Source organism: Bacillus sp. JJ1474, assembly GCF_036965225.1.
In the GTDB taxonomy this organism is placed as follows: domain Bacteria; phylum Bacillota; class Bacilli; order Bacillales; family Cytobacillaceae; genus Cytobacillus.
Genome location: NZ_JBALPC010000257.1, coordinates 1 through 19796 on the forward strand (window position 1 = coordinate 1; position 19796 = coordinate 19796).

Here is a 19796-nt window from a genome sequence, read left to right on the forward strand (position 1 = left end):
CAATCATACCTTTATGGAAAAGATTAAAGCTTGGGCAAAAATATGGAGTAGCTTTATTTGTAACTATTGGTTTGTTTACAATTTCTACGATTATCACATTCGGATTCCTGTCAATTGCGAATTCCAAAATGGAAATGGTTGAAGAATCGGGCGACAAAGCCATATTGTTTAATGAAGCTACGGCTATTTTTCATCAAAAAGGCAGTGCAATTGGAAATTATATAATTGATTCAAATCCGAAGCATTTAACATCCTTTGATCAACTATCGGAAGAATTTAATAAATTGAAGAAGGTACTAGAGCCTGCCATAACAACAAAAGAGTCGAAAGACCTATTTGCTGAAATCGCGGAAAATGATAAAGAGATAACAACGATATTTCATGATACGATTCAACCGAAAGTAAAGCTTCAGCATGTAAGAGAATACCGTCTTGGGAAGCTGCAAGCAGATACGATGATTACTGAAACAGTCGTTAATTTAGATATATTAAGTGAAATGTTGAAATCAGAGCAAAAGAAAGCGGTAAGCTCTGCAAAGTCCGCGTTAATCTTAACTTTAATCATACTCGGGATTTCTATCGTTATTTCTGCTGCCCTTGGTATCGTAAGTATTCTAGTTATAGGGAAAATTATTTCTAAAAAGCTTGGTCAAATCGTTCACCTTTCAAATGAAGTGGCGAGCGGAAATCTTAATGTAGAAGCGATAGATTATGATGGCAGTGATGAAATAGCAGAGTTAGGAAAAGCAACAAATTCAATGAAAGAAAAGCTTCAAGCTATGATACAGGAAATATCGGCTGTTTCAACTTATGTTACAGAAAAGAGCGGAGAACTAAACATTGCCGCAACTGAAGTAAAGGCAGCAAGCCAGCAAGGTGCTTCAACAATGCAGGAGCTGTCAGCAGGAGCTGAGGAACAAGCAAAATCTGCTAGTGGATTAGCTAGTATGATGGAAAGCTATATGGCAGAGGTTGAAAAAGCTGCTCAAAGCGGAACAGAGATTCAAAAAGCATCGAATGAAGTCTTACATTTGACTAAAACTGGAGATACCTTAATGGGAGATTCACAGAAGCAAATGTCCATGATTAATGAGATTATGAAAACATCTGTTGAACGGGTAAACGGATTAGATGAACAGACACAACAAATTACTAAACTAATTCAGGTTATACATGATATTGCAAATCAAACGAATTTGCTTGCGTTAAATGCAGCTATTGAAGCGGCACGTGCAGGTGAACATGGCAGGGGATTTGCAGTTGTGGCAGATGAAGTTCGAAAATTAGCAGAACAAGTTTCATTATCTGTTGCGGATATTACAAAAATTGTAAAAGGAATTCAAACGGAATCAAGTAATGTAGTATCATCCTTACAGACTGGATATTCTCAGGTTGAAAAAGGGACTGATCAAATCCGGCTAACGGGAGAAACGTTTGAAAAGATCTATCAGGCAGTTAATATGATGTCTAACAATGTGTTAGAAATATCTATGAATTTTGAAAGAGTTTCTGGTGCTACAACGAATATGAATCAATCCATTGAAAATATTGCTGAAGTATCCGTTCAATCAGCAGCAGGTATTGAACAAACGAGTGCTGTTATTACGCAAACCAATCATTCGATGGAAGAAATCTCAGAAAATGCTCAAAATTTATCAGAGCTTGCCGATCAATTAAATGTGATGATTTCAAAATTCAAGTTATAAAATTAATTTCATGGGATTCCCTGCTATACAGGGATCCCATTTTTCTTTGCCCTAGCCTGTATCATTAATTTTTGTTTTTTCAATTTTCAAATTAGTAAGAGGAACTTTCGCTAATTTTGTAGAACTATGTATATAGTTAAATCCCAATAGGAGGGAAGGTAGAAGTGAATTTGAACAAAAACAGCAACGATGTAAACGCGGAATTTTTAAAGGAAGTTCATATTACAGAGAGTGAAATAAGGCAATTAGAAATCAAATTAATAAAAAATGCAGATATATATATAAATATATATGAAGAAGCTGTAGAAGGGATTATTTTTTGGACGGGTAAGGGTCAGATTATTAAAGCAAATGAGGCAGCCTGCCGAATTTTTGAATGCAGCAAAGAAGAGCTTGTTTCAAAAAGGATTCAGGATTTTATTTATGCCAGCAAAGAGAAAATTTATCAAGTATACAATAATTTTCATGAAAAAGGGGCTATACGGGATGAACTTGTTTTTCTAATGCCCAATGGACAATTAAAATCTTTGGAATTCACTAGTAAACTGCATGCAGTTGACGAATTTCATATGACCATATTTCGAAATGTAAGTGAAACAAGAAGAATGGAAAAAGAGCTAAGAGAAAGTGAATTAAAATTTAGAAAAATCTTTGAGGGTGCTTTAGAGGGGATTATCTTATGGAAGAATGATTTTAACGTTGTTGATATAAATCAGGCTGCAGAAAAAATGCTGTCTGTTTCAAAGGCTGAAATAATTGGACATTCATTTATAGACCTACTCACAAAACTACATCTTTCAAATGAAGAAATTTACTATTATTATCATAATCTCGTTAATAGTGGTCAAACAACGGGCACCCTTGATATTACAGTAGAATCTGGGGAATCTAAATATATTGAATTTTCAGCAAAGTATAATATTCTTTCTGAATTAAGCTTAGTAACCTTTAAAGATATTACAGAAAAGCTACAGCTTGATGTACAACTCCGAAAATCGGATACATTAAATGTTATCGGAGAACTCGCCGCAGGTATTGCGCACGAAATTCGCAATCCAATGACAGCCTTAAAAGGATTTATTCAGTTATTAGAGGATACTATTAAAGAGGATCATTCCATGTATTTTAACATTATTTCTTCTGAGCTGAAGAGGATTGACACGATCATTAATGAATTTTTAATTTTGGCAAAACCACAAGCAGTTAAGTTTGTTGAAGTTGATCTTATACAAATTATGAAGGAAACAGTAGATTTCTTAAGTGCTCAAGCCGTATTACATAATATTCAGTTTCGAACAAAATACGAAAAAGGCCTGCCTCCAATATTCTGCGAACCAAATCAAATGAAGAAGGTCTTTATTAACGTAATTAAGAATGCAATTGAGGTCATGCCAAATGGCGGCTATATTGATGTGTTCATGAATTCAACGGAGGATGGCAGAATACATATATCCATCGAGGATGAGGGGAGTGGAATACCAAAGGATAAGGTTGAAAAGCTCGGTCAGCCTTTTTACACAACGAAGGAAAAAGGTACGGGTCTTGGACTTATGGTAACTTTTAAAATTATTGAAGAGCATAAGGGCAATATAGAAGTTGAAAGTGAATTAGGAGTAGGCACTATTTTTAACATATTTCTGCCAATGAAAAAAGTACTGTAAATTGATCTTATCTTGTCGAAACGCTTCTTAAAAATATACTCGCAAAATGTCGAGAAATTTATATTTTGGTGAAAACTGTCTAATTCTGCGAATCTATTTACTTTTATGTATTTTCTTGCAATAATGCTAAAGGTAACTACTTAAATAGAACGATTCTAGATAGAAAGGGATAGGATGGAGGAAAAAAGTTGGCAGAAAATTGTAAAGAAATATTGCTGCAGATCCAAGAAAAAAGGGAGAAAATGATAAATTCTGCAAGGAAATATGGGTATACGAGTGAAGATACCATTCAATGCAGTCAAGAGCTTGATCAATTAATTTATGAATATCAAATGACCATACATCATTCAGAAAAGATAGAGGAAGAAGTTCGATTTCCCTTTAAGAAAATGATTCTTGTTTTGCCAAATACGTTAACAGTGACTGAATTTGAAATGATTACTTAAAAAAATCCCTATGCGTAATATTATGAACTGTAACCTATAAAGTGGACAGTATAAAAAAGCCCTATTATTAAGTAGCTAACAGATGACTCCGGTATTGTGCCGGAGTCATTTTCTTTAGGCCCCATTGATATCTTCTGTTATTGTATTCATCTATGTACCCAGAGATTAACTCCTTTAGTTCATAGAATGCTTGGCATTTAGAATACTCAACCTCGTCCTTGAGATGCCCAAAGAAAGATTCCATAGGTGCGTTATCCCAACAATTTCCCTTTCGTGACATGGATTGTGTCAGTTTCATTTCCTTAACTCTCTTTTGGTACTCAGGATGAGTATAATGCACTCCCTGATCCGAATGAAGGATGGCTTCAGGGTGGAAAAGGTCTCCAATGGAGTCAGAGAGCTTGTCCAAAGTATCATAGACAATCTCCATTCTCAAGGTTTTGGATAAGTGATAAGCTAAAATTTCTCGTGTTGAAGCATCCTTCACGCAGGATAGGTAGGCTGGTTTGCCAGATCCATAAAAAACATAAGTTATATCCGTAAGCAGTACCTTGCCTGGCTCACCCTGATCAAATTCCCTGTTTAAAATGTTAGGGAGTGAACGATGTTCCTGATTCGCCTTGGCTAATTTTTTGTAAGGGTTCATTTGTCTGATCCTTGTGAACAAATTAAACTGCCTCATTATTCTACGGATTTTCTTGTGATTCATCACTACCATATAGTCATTCTCTAAGATCATTTTGATAGTGAGAGCTCCAGCTTTTCCTTTTTTCTCATCGAATATAAACTTGATAAGCTCATAATCCTTTAAATCGGATTCTTGTCTATTTCCCCGTTTGCCTTCAGCCTTTTTCCATGCATAATAGCCACTTCTGCTTACCCCTACCATTTTACAGAGGTAAGTTACCATTTTGGCAAGCTTATACTGGCGTGTTGTTTGTTCAATAAGCATGAACTTCTCAGATGTCTTTATTGTTTCCTCTTCGCCGCCTGCCTTTCGAGTTCTTCTAACTTTTTTAGGAAGTCAAGCTCTGCTTCCAGGTATTTAATTCGAGCTTCAGCCTTTTTCAAACTGTCTTCAAGTGAAAGGGATTTTGAAGAAGGTCTTCCGGTGCTTCCTTTACCTCTACGTTCCGTTGTGAAGCCTTCTTCCCCGAATTCCTTATACGTCTTTCTCCATCTTTTAAGGCATTGTTTAGGTTTTTCAGCCCCAATAACTTTTAAGTCAAAACCATGTTCAATAAAGATTTGTGAAGGACTTTTGCCCTCCAAATTCTCCTTCACTGCCATTGTTTTAAACTCAGGCTTATAAGCAATGGACCGTTCTGATACATGATCCACGTTTGGATTATTCACCAAGATTTTCATCTCTAATTCATTAAAAATTATTTTACTCATTTTGTTCCCCCGATAGTATCTCTGAAATGATTATAATCGGGTTTCTATCCTATGGATATAAAAAACCCGAAAAGGGGACTTTTTTTAATGTCCACTATTCGGGTTATAGTTCATTACGCTATAGGGTTTTTTCATATTATTTTTCAAACAACAGTGCTATGTATACATTATGAAAAGAAGTCAATTAGCAATACCATAAATAAAAGTCCAATGATAAAGGAATAGGTTGATGTACGTTCGTTTCCATCCCCATGACTTTCAGGTATTAACTCTTTATAAATAATAAATAACATTGCGCCTGCTGCAAAGGCGAGTCCATATGGAACGAGGAAGTCCACATAAGATGTTAAATAGAAGCCTAATAACCCCATGACAATTTCAATAGCTCCAGTCAACGTTGAAATAACAAATGCTTTAAATTTATTTATCTTTTGGTTGACGAGGAATAAAGCGACAAGAAATCCTTCAGGAGCATTCTGCAGACCGATGGCAAAGGCAATTAGGTTTCCGGTATCCTTTACATGAGATGCATAGCTTACTCCAACTGACAGACCTTCAGGGATGTTGTGAAGGGTAATCGCCGCGATAATAAGCATGGCTTTTTCATCAAACTCGATTCCTTTTTTCGAATGCTTTAGATCTATATGAGGAATGTTTTTTTCCATCAAAGTAAGAGTTAAGACTCCCAGAAATATTCCGATAGCGACTGAAGGAAATCCCCCTGTCTTTAAAGCCTCAGGTATTAGACCTAAAGTAGAAGCGGCCATCATAATTCCGGCAGTGAACGCAAGTAAAGTATCGCGCCATTTATGGGTAACAGCACTTGACATAAAAAGTATAATTAAAGCGCCAACTCCTGTTGATAAGGCTGAGAGTACGCTTCCGATAATTACTTCCCTCATTCTCATTCCCTCATTTCTATTTGTAACCATATTATAAGAGTCAACTTAAGCGGCTGACAAACATTTATTTCAATTTTAATAATAAAAATGATTTTTTTCTGAATAGGCATCAGCGGAAACAATATATATTTTATACTGAAGCACAAGATGTGTTCAGAAAATTACTTTTTTTGTCAATCAGCTACAGCACATATAGCTGATTATTCCATTTAGAAAAGCAGCTGTTAGCGAAAGCATTTTCACTAATTGTTAGTACTATGCTTGTGCCGAGAGTCATATATCGTTAATACATATACTTTTTTTACGATCAAAAGGAAAACGTTTTCATTGATAAGGAGGGAGAGCTAGTTATGCATATTGTCGTCTGTGTAAAGCAAGTACCAGATACAAAAATAATAAAAATAAATCCAAAGACAAACACACTTGATCGAAGAAGTGCGCCTGCAATCTTGAACCCATATGATGCACATGCTGTTCAAGAGGCCGTAAGGATTAAGAAAATGATTGGGGAGGGAACGATTTCTGTTCTTTCCATGGGTCCTCCTCAGGCAACAGCTGTCATTAAGAAAAGTATTGAAATTGGTGCTGATAAAGGTTATTTAATTTCTGACAGGGCCTTTGCGGGTGCGGACACTTTAGCAACGAGCTATGCGTTATCAAAGGCATTGGAGAGAATTACGAAAGAGGAGCCAATAGATTTAATTATTTGCGGTCTGCATGCGATTGATGGGGATACTGGCCAGGTTGGCCCAGGAATAGCGAGGAGAATGGATATACCACCAATAACCAATGTAATAGAAGTATCAAGCTTTAATACTTCAGATAAAAAGGTTCTATTAAAAAGAAAAATTGCGAATGGACATCAATTAATTGAATCGCAATTTCCATGCCTATTAACAGTTGCGAAAGAGATTAATGACATTGAATATTCGCCCATGACTAATATGATTAAAGCTGCAAGGTACGAGCCCATTATTTGGACAGTAAATGATCTGGAGAATGTTGACAGATCTCAGCTTGGGCTAAAGGGATCTCCGACCATTGTAGGGAAAATGTTCACTCCTCCCCAACCTGAAGGCGGAAAAAGACTAGAAGGCAGTGCTGACGAACAAGTGAAGCAGCTAATTTCTTTACTAGAGGATAAAAAGGAATTACTCCTTGGATAGATGGTAGGCTAGTCGTTTATTACAATGTTATTTCTTGTCTATTTTCATTTTAGTGAACAATCGTTTTTAAGCTGCTATTATTCACTTTTTATACAAAGGAGAGGTCCCGATGTTTGAAGATTACCGTGGTGTTTGGGTCTTTATTGAGGTTAATGAGAGGGCAATCGAAGGAGTTTCATTGGAACTTTTGGGTGCAGGAAGAAGGCTTGCGGACAAATTAGAGGTTCCATTATCCGGGGTATTATTAGGTCATCATATTAAGGAACTATGCCCGGAAGTCATTTCCTATGGTGCAGACCAAGTATATATGATCGACAACCCCGTTTTAAGAGATTATCGAACAGAATCATATATGAAAGGAGTTATGCTTCTTGCAGAAAAATACAAGCCTGAAATTTTTCTTTATGGTGCTACTTCGAATGGAAAAGACCTTGCAAGCGCAGTTGCCACAGATTTAAGCACAGGCTTAACAGCAGATACAACGATGCTGGATGCGGATTTGGAAACACGATTGCTGGAGGCAAGCCGCCCAGCATTTGGCGGAAATATTATGGCAACAATTTTATGTAAGAAACATCGCCCTCAAATGGCTACTGTAAGACCTAAAGTCATGAAGGCACTCGATAAAGACGATAGCAGAGAAGGGAAGGTAATTGAAGAAGAAATTTCTTTAAGTGAAGAAGAAATGAGAACAAAGGTGCTAGAAATTGTGAAGGATGTCACAAAAAAGGTTCGCTTATCCGATGCTCATGTTGTGGTAGCTGGGGGAAAAGGGATGGGGGACCCTAAAGGATTTCAGCTTATTCATGAATTGGCTGAAACGATCGGTGCTAGCGTGGGTGGAACGAGAGATGTTGTAGAGGCAGGCTGGCTTCCTCATGAACAGCAAGTAGGGCAAACAGGAGAAACGATTACACCTAAAATTTACTTTGCAATTGGAATCTCAGGAGCTATTCAGCATATTGTTGGAATGAAAAATTCAGAGTTTATCATCGCCATTAATAAAGATCCAAATGCCCCAATATTTGATGTCGCCACTTATGGAATTGTTGGAGATGCCTTAGAAATTGTCCCAAAATTGATTAAGCAATTTAAAGAACTTCGAAAAGAGAAGGGCGGTGAAGTGAGCTATGTCTGAAAAATTTGATGTCATTGTAGTGGGAGCAGGCCCGGCTGGAACCTCCTGTGCCTATACTTGTGCAAAAAATGGGTTAAAGGTTTTACAGATTGAAAGAGGAGAATATCCTGGAAGCAAAAATGTGATGGGGGGCGTATTATACAGGAAACAGATGGAAGAAATAATTCCTGAATTCTGGAAGGAAGCACCATTGGAAAGACCTGTTATTGAACAGCGATTTTGGATGATGGATAAAGAATCAGCTGTCACCTTTGGCTATAAAGGGCTTGAATGGGGAGTCGAGCCATACAATAATTTCACAGTATTAAGGGCCCAATTTGATCAATGGTTTGCTAAGAAAGGGGTCGAGCAAGGGGTTTTACTCATTAATGAAACGGTTGTCCTAGAGTGTATCGTGGAAAATGGTAAGGTAATCGGGGTCAGAACGGATCGTCCAGATGGAGAGGTTTATGCCGATGTTGTCGTTTTAGCTGATGGAGTAAATTCACTGCTTGGCAAGCAACTTGGATTTCATAAGGAATTTAGGCCGGACGAAGTTGCCTTAACCGTGATGGAAGTAGTGAATCTAACGAAGGAAAAAATCAACGACCGTTTTAATTTAGAGGATAACCAAGGCTGTACGATCGAAATATTTGGTGACTCGACTAAGGGGAATCTTGGAACTGCGTTTATTTATACAAATAAGGAAAGCATCAATATTGGAGTTGGAACAACGCTATCCAGTATGATCAAGGCAAAACTCAAACCTTATGATCTATTAGATTATTTAAAAACTCACCCAATGGTTAGACCATTGATGGAAGGGGGAGAGTCTGCTGAATACTTAGCACATCTTATTCCAGAAGGAGGATTTCATTCTGTTCCAAAGGTAGCTGGAAATGGAGTGCTTGTAGTCGGAGATGCTGCCCAGCTTGTAAATGCGATCCACAGGGAAGGGTCTAATATGGCTATGAAGTCAGGGCAAATGGCGGCAGAGGCTATTATTGAAGCGAAAAAACGCAATGATTTCAGTGAATCAAGTTTAAATCATTATAGAGAGGCTTTACATGAGAGCTTTATTATGAAGGACTTGGAAAAATATAAAGATGCTACTCATGTTTTTGAGCATCATCCGCAATACTTTAAAGAGTATGTTCCTTTAATGAACCAGGCAGCAAGTAAATTCTTTACCGTTGACGGCACGTCTAAAAAGGATAAGCAAAAACAAATTATGAAAAGCTTTACTGGGGAAAGGGGCACTATCAAGGTTATTAAAGATATGTTTCGAGCATGGAAGGCGGTGAAATAATGTCAACGAAGAATATTGAAGAAAAACAATATCTCTTACGTTTTAAAGCTGATACGAAGTCCCATTTAACGGTAATGGACCATGATATTTGTATAACAAAATGCCCTGACAAAATTTGTACAGTTTTTTGCCCGGCGGAGGTCTATAAATGGGAAGGGCTCAGAATGCAGGTAGGCTACGAGGGCTGCCATGAATGCGGAAGCTGCAGAATAGGCTGTCCATATCAAAATATTAAATGGGAATATCCGAAGGGCGGGCATGGCATCGTATTTAGGCTGGCGTAAATTTTAGATCGCTAGATAAATTGAATGATAGATAGAGGATAGGGTCCCATCAGACGGTGCTTAAATTTAGCATCGTCTTAATTTTTTTGAAAAAAAAGTGGAGGCATAGCCTCCACTAAAAAGTACTCCAAATTATGAATTCCATTCATTAATCTTTTGATCAGAAGGCAGGAGAAGTGTTATCAATCCAAGCAATGGCAAGAAGCCTGTAAGAATCATCGTTTGAGTAATTCCGATTAAGTCGGCTAAATACCCGATTACCATCGAGCCAATAGCCCCCATGCCAAAAGCTAACCCAACTGTGAGTCCTGCCATTGTACCAATTTTTCCTGGAACTAATTCTTGAGCATATACGACCGTTACAGAAAAGCTTGACATTAAGATAAAGCCTGATAATGCAAGCAAGCAAAAAGCAATCACAGGCGGAACAAATGGAATTAATATAGTTAATGGAGCTGATATAGTCATAGATAAAAAGATAATCACCTTTTTGCCAAATCGATCAGCAAGTGGCCCACCGAAGAAAGTGCCAAGTGCTCCCGAAACGAGGAAGGCAAATAGAAAGATTTGCGCTTGCCTAATAGAGAAAGAGTAGTTTTCTATTGTGTAAAAGGCATAGTAATTTGTCATTCCTGAAACATACCATGAACGTGCAAAAATTAAAAACAGGACAAGAACGAGTGCAATTTTAACAGCTTTTGATAAACCTTTTTGCTCATGTATGGCCATTTTGCTCTGTTTCTTTATCAATGTTCTCTCTATGCGAAGTTTACTAGCATACCAAAAGGCTATATAAGTCAGCAGTCCTACTGCAACAGCTGCAACAGCTGTGAACCATGCTGCTCCAATTTGCCCGAGAGGAACTAAGATTAAAGCAGTAATTAGAGGTGCCATTGCCTGCCCGCTATTTCCGCCAACCTGATAAATAGATTGGGCAAGACCACGTCTAGGGCCTGCAGCCATGAAGGCAACCCTAGAACCTTCTGGATGAAAAACGGCTGAACCGAGACCAATGAAAATGACAGAAATGACGATAAACTCAAAGCTTTGTGCCAAAGCAAGCCCTAACACGCCAAACATGCTAGAGGTTAAACCTATTGGCAAAGCATAAGGCATTGGTTTCTTATCTGTAATCATCCCTACCGCAGGCTGTAATACAGAAGCAACAATATTTAAGGCAAAGCCAATGATTCCTAACTGGGTAAAGGTTAGCCCCATCGAATTTTCTAAAATTGGAAACATTGCAGGAATAATGGCTTGCAGTGAATCATTTAATAAATGACAGAGGCCTAAGATGATTAATATTTTGTAAGATGTTTCATTGCTATTTTGGAGGGTCTTGGTCGCTGCTGCGGTATTGCTCATGCTCAGGTCCCCTTTCTGAAAATATAATTTAGTAATCCTAAGTAATAATAATACATGATTATTATAGTTTACGAAATATATTTTATAATTTTCATAATATAGTACAATGTTAATAGGAATATTTTTATAATTATAATAGGATTTTACAAATTTTCTTTAGTTAGGAAATTTAGCTTGTGGGGGAGGAAATATGTGGAGAAGTCTGTAGAGGTGTTACACACAAAGGAAATCATGATTCACTTTTTGAAATCTTTTTCATTGGAAGATGAATATAAACTCTTAGGTGACTTTGAAAATTTCGTTTATGAAGTGTACAAAGAAGGTAAACCATATATTCTAAGAATTACTCACAGCTCGCATAGAGAGTTGGAAAATTTATATGCGGAAATTGAATGGGTTAATTATTTGTATCAACAAGGAATAAATGTTTCTACTGCATTCGAATCGATAAATGGTAAATTTGTTGAATTCATTTCAGCTGAAGACCAATCCGTTTTTTTTGGAAGTCTATTTTCCAAAGCAACTGGGAAACCAGTGAAAACGAAAGAGAATCCATTTAATAACGATCTTTTATCAGCTTGGGGGAAACAAATTGGTAAAATGCATACAGCTACAAAGAAGTATGTATCTTCCCCGCTAATTAAGAAGAGACCACACTGGTACGAAGATGAACTTCTAAATGTAGAAAAATATTTTCCTGCAACAGAGACAATTGCAAGACAAAACGCTATAGAATTATTAGAGAAAATAAAGTCTATTCCTGTAGACAGTGACAATTACGGACTCATACATACAGATATTCATGCTGGGAACTTTTTCTATGATGGCAGCAGTATTCATGTGTTCGATTTTGATGATTGCTGTTATCACTGGCTAGTGTCTGATATTGCCATTCCTCTTTATTATTCATGCCTGTCTAGCTTTACAGCTAAGGAAATCAATGAGCGTGAGGAGTTTGGCCGTTTATTTATAGACGCATTTTTGGCGGGATATAAAACAGAAAATAACCTTCCACACGGTTGGGAGGAGCAGATGCCGTTATTTCTTATGCTTCGGGATATTACATTGTATTCAGTTTTTAATAAAAAAATCGCACCAGAGGATCGCAATGAGCGTGTTATTAGATTAATGGATGAAATAAAATCTAGAATTGAACAAAAGAAAAGTATTGTCAATATTATTGATTAAGAGATGTAATGAAAAAAGAGCCAGTTGGCTCTTTTACTTTTTAAGGATTTCCTTCAACTCCATTTTGAATAGGCAGTATGACATCAACGACAGTTCCTTTATTTACTGTGCTAGAAATTTTTATTTCTCCATCAAATGAATGAAGGATTCTTTTGCAAACGACAAGCCCAAGTCCTGTGCCGAAATCCTTTGATGTATAGAAGGGCTGAAAGATTTTTTCAATATCTTCTTCACGTATTCCTATTCCTGTATCAGCAATTTGAATATGACATTCATCTTGCTCTCTGAATAACTTAATTGTTAAATGACCGCCCTTAGCCATTGATTCTAAGGCATTTTTGCTAATATTCAGCAGCACCTGCTTTAATTGGTCCTTCGTGCAATCAACAAGCAAAGGTGTTAATGGATGAGCCAGCTCGTATTTAACATTGTTTAAATTAGCCTCTGATAATATGAGCGGTTCCAGCTCCTTAAGGATGTTTCTTATATCCATAATTTCTGTTTTTTGGGCTGTCGGTTTACCAAGAATAAGAAATTCACTAACAATCTCATTTATCCGGCTTATTTCATCATTGATGACGGCAAAATAATATTGATCTTGAGAATTCGTATATTTTTCACTTAATAGCTGTACAAGTCCTTTAATTCCAGTAAGTGGGTTTCTGATTTCATGGGCAGTGCTTGCCGCTAGTGTTCCAACAAGCTCAAGTTTTTGAATCTCGTTCTCCTTTTTCTCACTTGCTGCCTGTCTTTTAAGCATTAAATATTTTATAAATAGGAATAAAATATGAAAAATAAATATAAATTGAAGTAAATCAATGGAGACGGTCTTAATGATATTTCCTTTCTCTCTTTGTGGTATTTCAACTTGGATACTCCATGGCAGCCTGTCAATAGAGAGGGTGATCGAGTTTTTTTCTGTAAATTCTGTTGCGGTAGAAGCAGTATTAATATCCATGATGACAGCACCAGTTGAAGAAATTACTGAAAGTCTTGTATCAGGAGTTAATAGCCTCATGATATTTTGTAAATAATCCACCCTTAAATGGGCGATGATTATAAAATCAATTTTCCCTTCTTCATTCAATACTGGCTTGCCTATTCCAATCACTTTCTTGCCATTTTTCAATACTTCATAATGATTTGAGATAATGATGTCTTTTGTCTCCAAAATTTCTTGTACATAATCATGATCGGATAGATTCATATTTGCAAGAAGTGAATTGGAGCCCGTAATCACCGTTCCACTTTCATCAAGTAAATATATACCTCCATATCTCGGTTCTTTACTGTGCATTTTTTTCAAAATTGATTCCAGCTTCAGTGGGGTTTCAATCGCCATCTCAGCGGTGAAAGATAAAGTATCAAGTGACGTTACTGTTTCAGCAATGAATTTATCCCAGCTTCTTTGGTGAATGGTGCCTGTCCAGATCGCTTGTTCCCTTCGTTCAGCATAATCACGATTTATCGTATCATATAAATTATAAAGGACACCAACGAGAATGGGGCAGATGACAATGACTACGTATAATAAAAAATTGCCTTTACGACTTTTCATCAATTTAGAACTCCGTCATTATAGTAATAGTTCAATTATATAGTATACCCTTATTTTGCAGAAGAGTTTTATCTCGGAAACCGAGGTAGAATGGCGAATAAATAAACGTCTTCCTTTAATAAAAATATACGAAAATTGACATAATCCAATTGTTTTCTTATAATTTACTTAGATTTCAAGATAATTATAAAGGATTGGATTAAAGTGAGTACTGAACAAAGTGAACAATCATTGAAATTATTTATCGTACTTTCAAGAGCCTACCGCTCACTCAGTGAAAATGTAAATAAACTAATTCAAACATACGGTCTAAACCCAACAGAATTTGCCGTCTTGGAGCTACTTTATCATAAAGGAGATCAGCCTCTGCAGCAAATAGGAGGAAAGATTCTTTTAGCAAGTGGAAGTATTACGTATGTTGTGGATAAGCTTGAGCAAAAGGGGTATTTAAGAAGGGCCGCATGTGCGAAAGACAGACGAGTTACGTATGGGCAAATTACGGAGAAGGGCAAGTCCTTTATTGAGGGGATTTTTCCAGACCATGAAAAGCATATACATGCTTTAATGTCCGAACTTTCTGAGGAAGAAAAGGATACAGCGATTAGCTTGTTGAAAAGGCTCGGACTATCAATCGGAAAAATGTAAAACGGTCCAAAAGGATCGTTTTTTTCTTTTCTAAATAGAGGGATTCATTCATATATGTAGAATTATAATAATGGTTTTGATAACAGAGGAAATAAGGGGGCATTTGAATTGAGTTTTGAAAATTATACATATACCCGTCCAAATTTAACGGAATTGAGCAAGAAATTTGATGATGCATTAGCAATTTTTAATCAGGCAATGTCGGCTGAAGAGCAAATTTTGGCAATGAAGAAAATTAATGAATTACGCAATGACATAGGAACTATGTTTAACCTTTGTTATATTCGCCATTCTGTTGATACAAATGATGAGTTCTATAAAGCGGAGCAGGACTATATGGATGAAATTCAACCAGAAGTGGAGGGTTTTGTAACTAAATACTACGAAGCTCTAGTCAAATCTGATTTCCGCAATGAATTAGAAGAGAAGTTTGGGTCTCAGCTTTTTGCATTAGCTGAAGCTCAATTAAAAGTATTTTCTCCAGAAATTGTTCCATTGCTGCAAAAGGAAAATAAACTATCTTCCGACTACACAAAATTAATCGCCTCTGCAAAGATTGATTTTGATGGAGAAGAGCGCACTCTTGCACAAATGGAACCATTTACACAGTCTATTGACCGTAATGTCCGAAAAACAGCAAGTGAAGCTCGCTTCGGTTTCTTAGCAGATAATGAGGAAGAGCTTGATCGTATTTTTGATGAATTAGTAAAGGTTAGAACAGAAATTGCCCACAAGCTTGGATATAATAATTTTGTAGAGTTAGCTTATTTACGAATGCAAAGAACGGATTATAATGCTGAGATGGTTGCTAAGTTTCGCGATCAAGTTAAGGAATTTATCGTTCCAATTGCAACAAAATTGAAGGAACGCCAAAGAGAACGAATTGGTGTTGATCAATTGAAGTATTATGATGAGGGCTTTAACTTTAAAACAGGTAATGCAGCACCAAAAGGGAGTCCAGAATGGATTATCGAAAATGGTCAAGCGATGTATGATGAGCTTTCAAAAGAAACAGGGGAGTTTTTCTCATATTTGAGAAAAGAGAACTTGATGGATCTTGTTGCAAAAAAGGGAAAAGCAGGGGGCGGATATTGCACATTTATTGAGAATTACAAGGCTCCATTTATTTTCTCGAATTTCAATGGGACTTCAGGCGATATTGATGTACTTACACATGAGGCAGGTCATGCATTCCAAGTTTATTCGAGCGGAAAATATGAAATTCCGGAATATTATTGGCCGACATATGAAGCATGTGAAATTCATTCCATGAGTATGGAATTCTTTACATGGCCATGGATGGATAAATTCTTTAAAGAGGATACCGATAAATATAAATTTGCCCACTTGAGCAGTGCTTTATTATTTCTTCCTTATGGTGTGGCTGTAGATGAGTTTCAGCATTGGGTATACGAAAACAATACTGCATCTCCAAAAGAGAGAAAGCAAGCTTGGAGAGAAATTGAGAAGAAATATATGCCGCATAAAGATTACGATGGCAATGAGTATTTAGAAAATGGCGGCTTTTGGCAACGACAGGCACATATTTATAATTCACCGTTTTACTATATTGATTATACACTTGCACAAATTTGTGCATTCCAGTTCTGGAAACGATCCAGGGAAGACCATGAAGGAGCTTGGAAGGATTATTTACATCTATGCAGTCTTGGAGGCAGCCAAGCCTTTACTAGTTTAGTATCAGAGGCAAATCTCACTTCACCATTCGAAGGTGGCTGTGTGGAATCTGTTGTTGGAGAAATTGAAAGCTGGTTAAATTCAATTGATGATAAGAGCTTATAATAGTTCGAGAGAATGACAAAAGGCCGGGAAATAACCGGCCTTTTGCTGTAACTATTCCTTCATTTTAATGATAATTTCATCATTTTCTAATACTGCCTGTAATTGATGTTCACCAGGCTGATCAATGATGAAATCAGCTAGCTTATCTTCAAGTTGATCCTGAATAACTCTTCTTAGAGGACGAGCTCCGAAAGCGGGATTATTGCCAAGCTCGGCAAGCTTTGATTTAGCATCATCGGAAACTGTAAGCTGAATGTTTTGTTCACTTAAATTATGATTTAATTCTTTGAGCATAATTTCAACAATGTCTAGCAAATGCTCTTTTTCAAGCGACTTAAACTCAATAATGTTATCAAAACGATTGAGGAATTCTGGTTTAAAGAACTGACCAAGAGTATCCAAAATACTTGCTTCCTTCATCGCTTCATTCGTACCAAACCCAACGTGAATCTCCCTGTGCTGTACACCAGCATTACTTGTCATAATAATGACAGAATCCTTAAAGCTTACGGTGCGTCCCTGACTATCAGTTAAACGTCCATCCTCAAGAATTTGGAGGAATAAATGCTGAACATCAGGATGTGCCTTTTCAATTTCATCAAGCAGGATAATGCTGTACGGATTTCGGCGTACTTTTTCTGTTAATTGTCCAGCCTCATCATGACCGATATAACCTGGAGGTGATCCGATAATTTTCGAAATACTATGCTTCTCCATATATTCACTCATATCAAGGCGAATCATTGCCTCTTTAGAACCAAACAGTTCCTCAGCGAGTGTTTTCGTTAATTCAGTCTTCCCGACACCTGTTGGTCCAACAAATAAGAAGGAACCTATTGGACGGTTTTTAGCTTTAAGTCCAGCACGGCTTCTGCGAATTGCCTTTGCTGCTTTTTGAACAGCTTCCACTTGACCGATTACTTTTTTGGAGAGGTTTGATTCCAAGTTTTTCATCAATACTTGTTCATCTTCCATTAACTTTCCGACTGGAATACCTGTTTTCTTCTCAATGATTTCTTGAATATGATGGATTTCAACAATAGGGCGCGATTCATGGTTATTTGTGTTTAATGTTTTTTCCAGCATCACTTCTTCATCTCGAAGCTTTGCAGCTGCCTCATAATTCTCTTCCTGTAAAGCCTTTTCCTTTTGTCTACCAATTTCCTTTAGCCGTTTTTCGATTTGCTCGAAAGGAGTAAAGTTTGAATTCAAATTGATTTTCGAACCGGCTTCATCCATTAAATCAATTGCTTTATCTGGTAGAAAGCGATCTTGAATATATCGGCTAGATAATGAAATACAAGCTTTCAAAGCTTCTTCTGAATATGAAACTTCATGGTAATCTTCATACTTTGATTTAAGTCCATTAAGAATTTCCATAGCTTCTTCAGCTGTTGGCTCTAGCACATATACCGGTTGAAAACGGCGCTCAAGAGCAGGATCCTTTTCGATCTGACGGTATTCCTTTAATGTGGTTGCACCGACTAATTGTAGTTCGCCTCTCGCAAGTGCGGGTTTTAGAATATTTCCTGCATCCATGGAGCCTTCAGCTGAACCGGCGCCAACTAGTAAATGAATTTCATCAATAAAGAGGATTATATTTTTCCTTTCCTGCAATTCATTAATAATCTGCTTCATTCTTTCTTCGAATTGTCCCCTAATGCCGGTATTAGCAACTAGTGAAGCAACATCCAGCAAGTAAACTTCCTTATTTAGAAGTTTTTTTGGAACCTTTCCTTCGGATATCATTGTAGCCAAGCCTTCAGCAATGGCAGTTTTTCCTACCCCAGGTTCACCAATTAAAACGGGGTTATTTTTATTTCTTCTGTTTAAAATTTCAATAACACGGTTAACTTCTTCATCTCTTCCAATCACCGGATCAATAAGTCCCGCTTTAGCTATCTGTGTTAGGTTTCTGCCGTATTGATCAATAAAACCGTTACGACTAGGCTCCCTTACATCTTTTTGTGCAGATGAGTGTTTTTGATTTTGAGCTGAATTTATGTTTTTGAACAGCTCATCAAACGGCAGCTGATTAAAGCCAGAAAATCCGCTAAAAGATGGGCCGAAGGAGGAACCAATCTTTGCTTTTTCATCCTGGTAGCAGCTTTGGCAGAGAATTAAGTTTGTTTCATTTCCGTTAACATTTACTTTAAATTGTACATTTGCTTCTTTCTCACGACATTTTTGACAAAGCATATGGAATACCCCCTAGTTTAATATTTGACTTTGACTATATTTGACCTTTGGCTTTATTATACTTTGACCTTCTTTGACTTTCAAGTGGAACATCTCGAATTTGGTTTAGTAATTTAATGGAAACTTAAATAATATACTTAGAATGCTCGTCTTAGTTTGTCCTCAGGCTCATATATTGAAGAGAAGGAGGAGATCTTGTGAAGACGAACTGGAGTGCAGCCTTTCAAATAGCTGCCGTGTATGTAGGGACTGTTGTTGGAGCAGGCTTTGCAACAGGGAGGGAAATTGTTGAGTTCTTTTCCCGTTTTGGTTTTATTGGATTAGTTTCAATTTTAATGAGTGGCTACATATTTATTTTTTTAGGATCAAAATTAATGAGGATAGCAGCACGTATTCAAGCAACTTCCTATGAAGAATTGAACGAATATTTATTTGGTAAATTCTTTGGATCGGCCATTAATATATTGATGCTTTTTATGTTGCTCGGGGTATGTGCAGTCATGCTATCTGGTGCAGGAGCAGTATTTGAAGAACAAATGGGATTGTCGAAGTATACAGGGATATTTGTAACGATTGGCCTTTCCATTGCAGTAATGGTTTTAGGTACGAAAGGTATATTTGCTGTTAATTCATTTGTTGTTCCGATGATGATAGGTTTTAGTTTTTTGTTAATGTTTCTTTCAATGAGACTTCCTAATTTTACGGAGCAAATTTTGTATATTCCTTTTGCAGAAGATGGGTGGAAAGCAGTAGTTGCTCCATTTTCATATGCTGCATTGAATTTAGGATTAGCACAGGCTGTTTTAGTTCCAATTGCGACTGAAATTAAAAATGACAAAACCATTAAATGGGGTGGAATACTTGGTGGAGGGGCATTGACCATTATCCTCATTTCAAGTCATTTGACATTAGTTATGCTGCCTCAGCTCGAATCTTACGATATTCCTATGGCAGTAATCATGAAAACCTTTGCCACTTCATTTTTTGGGATTTATGTACTTATTATTTATGGGGAAATTTTCACCTCAGTCATTGGGAATGTATTTGGC

At 36.9% G+C, this 19796-nt stretch carries 16 protein-coding genes and 1 pseudogene; 12 read left to right on the top strand and 5 right to left on the bottom strand.

Annotated elements, in window-relative coordinates; all coding sequences use genetic code 11:
* Positions 1-497: 497 nt before the first annotated feature.
* The 4 genes and pseudogenes from V7164_RS25760 to V7164_RS23800 all read left to right on the top strand — a co-directional run.
* Positions 498-719 (top strand): annotated as a pseudogene (locus tag V7164_RS25760) (methyl-accepting chemotaxis protein); the annotation flags it as partial.
* A gap of 231 nt (positions 720-950) precedes the next feature.
* On the top strand, positions 951-1706 hold the full coding sequence (locus tag V7164_RS25765) for a methyl-accepting chemotaxis protein (protein ID WP_438824746.1): 756 nt from the start codon (positions 951-953) through the stop codon (positions 1704-1706).
* A gap of 221 nt (positions 1707-1927) precedes the next feature.
* On the top strand, positions 1928-3367 hold the full coding sequence (locus tag V7164_RS23795; RefSeq protein ID WP_438824747.1) for a PAS domain-containing sensor histidine kinase: 1440 nt from the start codon (positions 1928-1930) through the stop codon (positions 3365-3367).
* A gap of 188 nt (positions 3368-3555) precedes the next feature.
* The gene (locus V7164_RS23800) at positions 3556-3813 is read left to right on the top strand and encodes an aspartyl-phosphate phosphatase Spo0E family protein (protein WP_335355436.1); all 258 of its coding nucleotides are present in this window, start codon (positions 3556-3558) and stop codon (positions 3811-3813) included.
* A gap of 67 nt (positions 3814-3880) precedes the next feature.
* On the opposite strand, the gene V7164_RS23805 is transcribed toward V7164_RS23800, so the two are convergent.
* A protein-coding gene (locus V7164_RS23805) for an IS3 family transposase (RefSeq protein WP_335355437.1) occupies positions 3881-5211 on the bottom strand; the annotation gives its coding sequence in 2 pieces (ribosomal slippage) (positions 3881-4824 and positions 4824-5211; 1332 coding nt in all).
* Positions 5212-5378: 167 nt separating this feature from the next.
* Positions 5379-6113, bottom strand: a complete 735-nt coding sequence (locus V7164_RS23810) for a ZIP family metal transporter (protein WP_335344142.1) — start codon at positions 6111-6113, stop codon at positions 5379-5381.
* 350 nt (positions 6114-6463) lie between these two features.
* Between V7164_RS23810 and V7164_RS23815 the strand changes: the two genes are divergently transcribed.
* From V7164_RS23815 to V7164_RS23830, 4 genes are all read left to right on the top strand, one after another.
* Positions 6464-7279, top strand: a complete 816-nt coding sequence (locus tag V7164_RS23815; RefSeq protein WP_335355438.1) for an electron transfer flavoprotein subunit beta/FixA family protein — start codon at positions 6464-6466, stop codon at positions 7277-7279.
* Between the two features lie 109 nt (positions 7280-7388).
* A complete protein-coding gene (locus tag V7164_RS23820) occupies positions 7389-8417 on the top strand; it encodes an electron transfer flavoprotein subunit alpha/FixB family protein (protein WP_335355439.1) in 1029 nt (342 codons plus the stop codon).
* Entirely contained in the window at positions 8410-9705 is a 1296-nt protein-coding gene (locus V7164_RS23825) for an FAD-dependent oxidoreductase (protein WP_335355440.1), read from the top strand. The genes V7164_RS23820 and V7164_RS23825 overlap by 8 nt, the downstream gene beginning before the upstream one ends.
* On the top strand, positions 9705-9989 hold the full coding sequence (locus V7164_RS23830) for a ferredoxin family protein (RefSeq protein WP_315668339.1): 285 nt from the start codon (positions 9705-9707) through the stop codon (positions 9987-9989). The genes V7164_RS23825 and V7164_RS23830 overlap by 1 nt, the downstream gene beginning before the upstream one ends.
* Positions 9990-10121: 132 nt before the next feature.
* Here V7164_RS23830 and V7164_RS23835 read toward each other — a convergent pair whose 3' ends face one another.
* Complete coding sequence (locus tag V7164_RS23835; RefSeq protein ID WP_335345750.1) at positions 10122-11354, bottom strand: MFS transporter; 1233 nt, start codon at positions 11352-11354, stop codon at positions 10122-10124.
* Between the two features lie 192 nt (positions 11355-11546).
* On the opposite strand from V7164_RS23835, the gene V7164_RS23840 reads away from it, so the two are divergent.
* Positions 11547-12542 (top strand): phosphotransferase enzyme family protein, encoded by a 996-nt coding sequence (locus V7164_RS23840; RefSeq protein ID WP_335345749.1) that lies wholly within the window; start codon positions 11547-11549, stop codon positions 12540-12542.
* A 40-nt stretch (positions 12543-12582) separates the two neighbouring features.
* Here V7164_RS23840 and V7164_RS23845 read toward each other — a convergent pair whose 3' ends face one another.
* Positions 12583-14100 (bottom strand): ATP-binding protein, encoded by a 1518-nt coding sequence (locus tag V7164_RS23845; protein ID WP_335345748.1) that lies wholly within the window; start codon positions 14098-14100, stop codon positions 12583-12585.
* A gap of 204 nt (positions 14101-14304) precedes the next feature.
* Between V7164_RS23845 and V7164_RS23850 the strand changes: the two genes are divergently transcribed.
* Together V7164_RS23850 and V7164_RS23855 are read left to right on the top strand one after the other, a co-directional pair.
* Positions 14305-14745, top strand: coding sequence for a MarR family winged helix-turn-helix transcriptional regulator (locus tag V7164_RS23850; RefSeq protein ID WP_335355441.1), 441 nt, complete (start codon positions 14305-14307; stop codon positions 14743-14745).
* A 108-nt stretch (positions 14746-14853) separates the two neighbouring features.
* Entirely contained in the window at positions 14854-16548 is a 1695-nt protein-coding gene (locus tag V7164_RS23855) for a M3 family oligoendopeptidase (protein WP_335345746.1), read from the top strand.
* A gap of 51 nt (positions 16549-16599) precedes the next feature.
* Here the strand turns inward: V7164_RS23855 and V7164_RS23860 are convergent, their stop codons facing one another.
* Positions 16600-18747, bottom strand: coding sequence for an ATP-dependent Clp protease ATP-binding subunit (locus tag V7164_RS23860; protein WP_335345745.1), 2148 nt, complete (start codon positions 18745-18747; stop codon positions 16600-16602).
* A 197-nt stretch (positions 18748-18944) separates the two neighbouring features.
* Here V7164_RS23860 and V7164_RS23865 point away from each other — a divergent pair.
* The coding region (locus tag V7164_RS23865) for a YkvI family membrane protein (RefSeq protein WP_335355442.1) at positions 18945-19796 on the top strand (852 nt) is incomplete at its 3' end.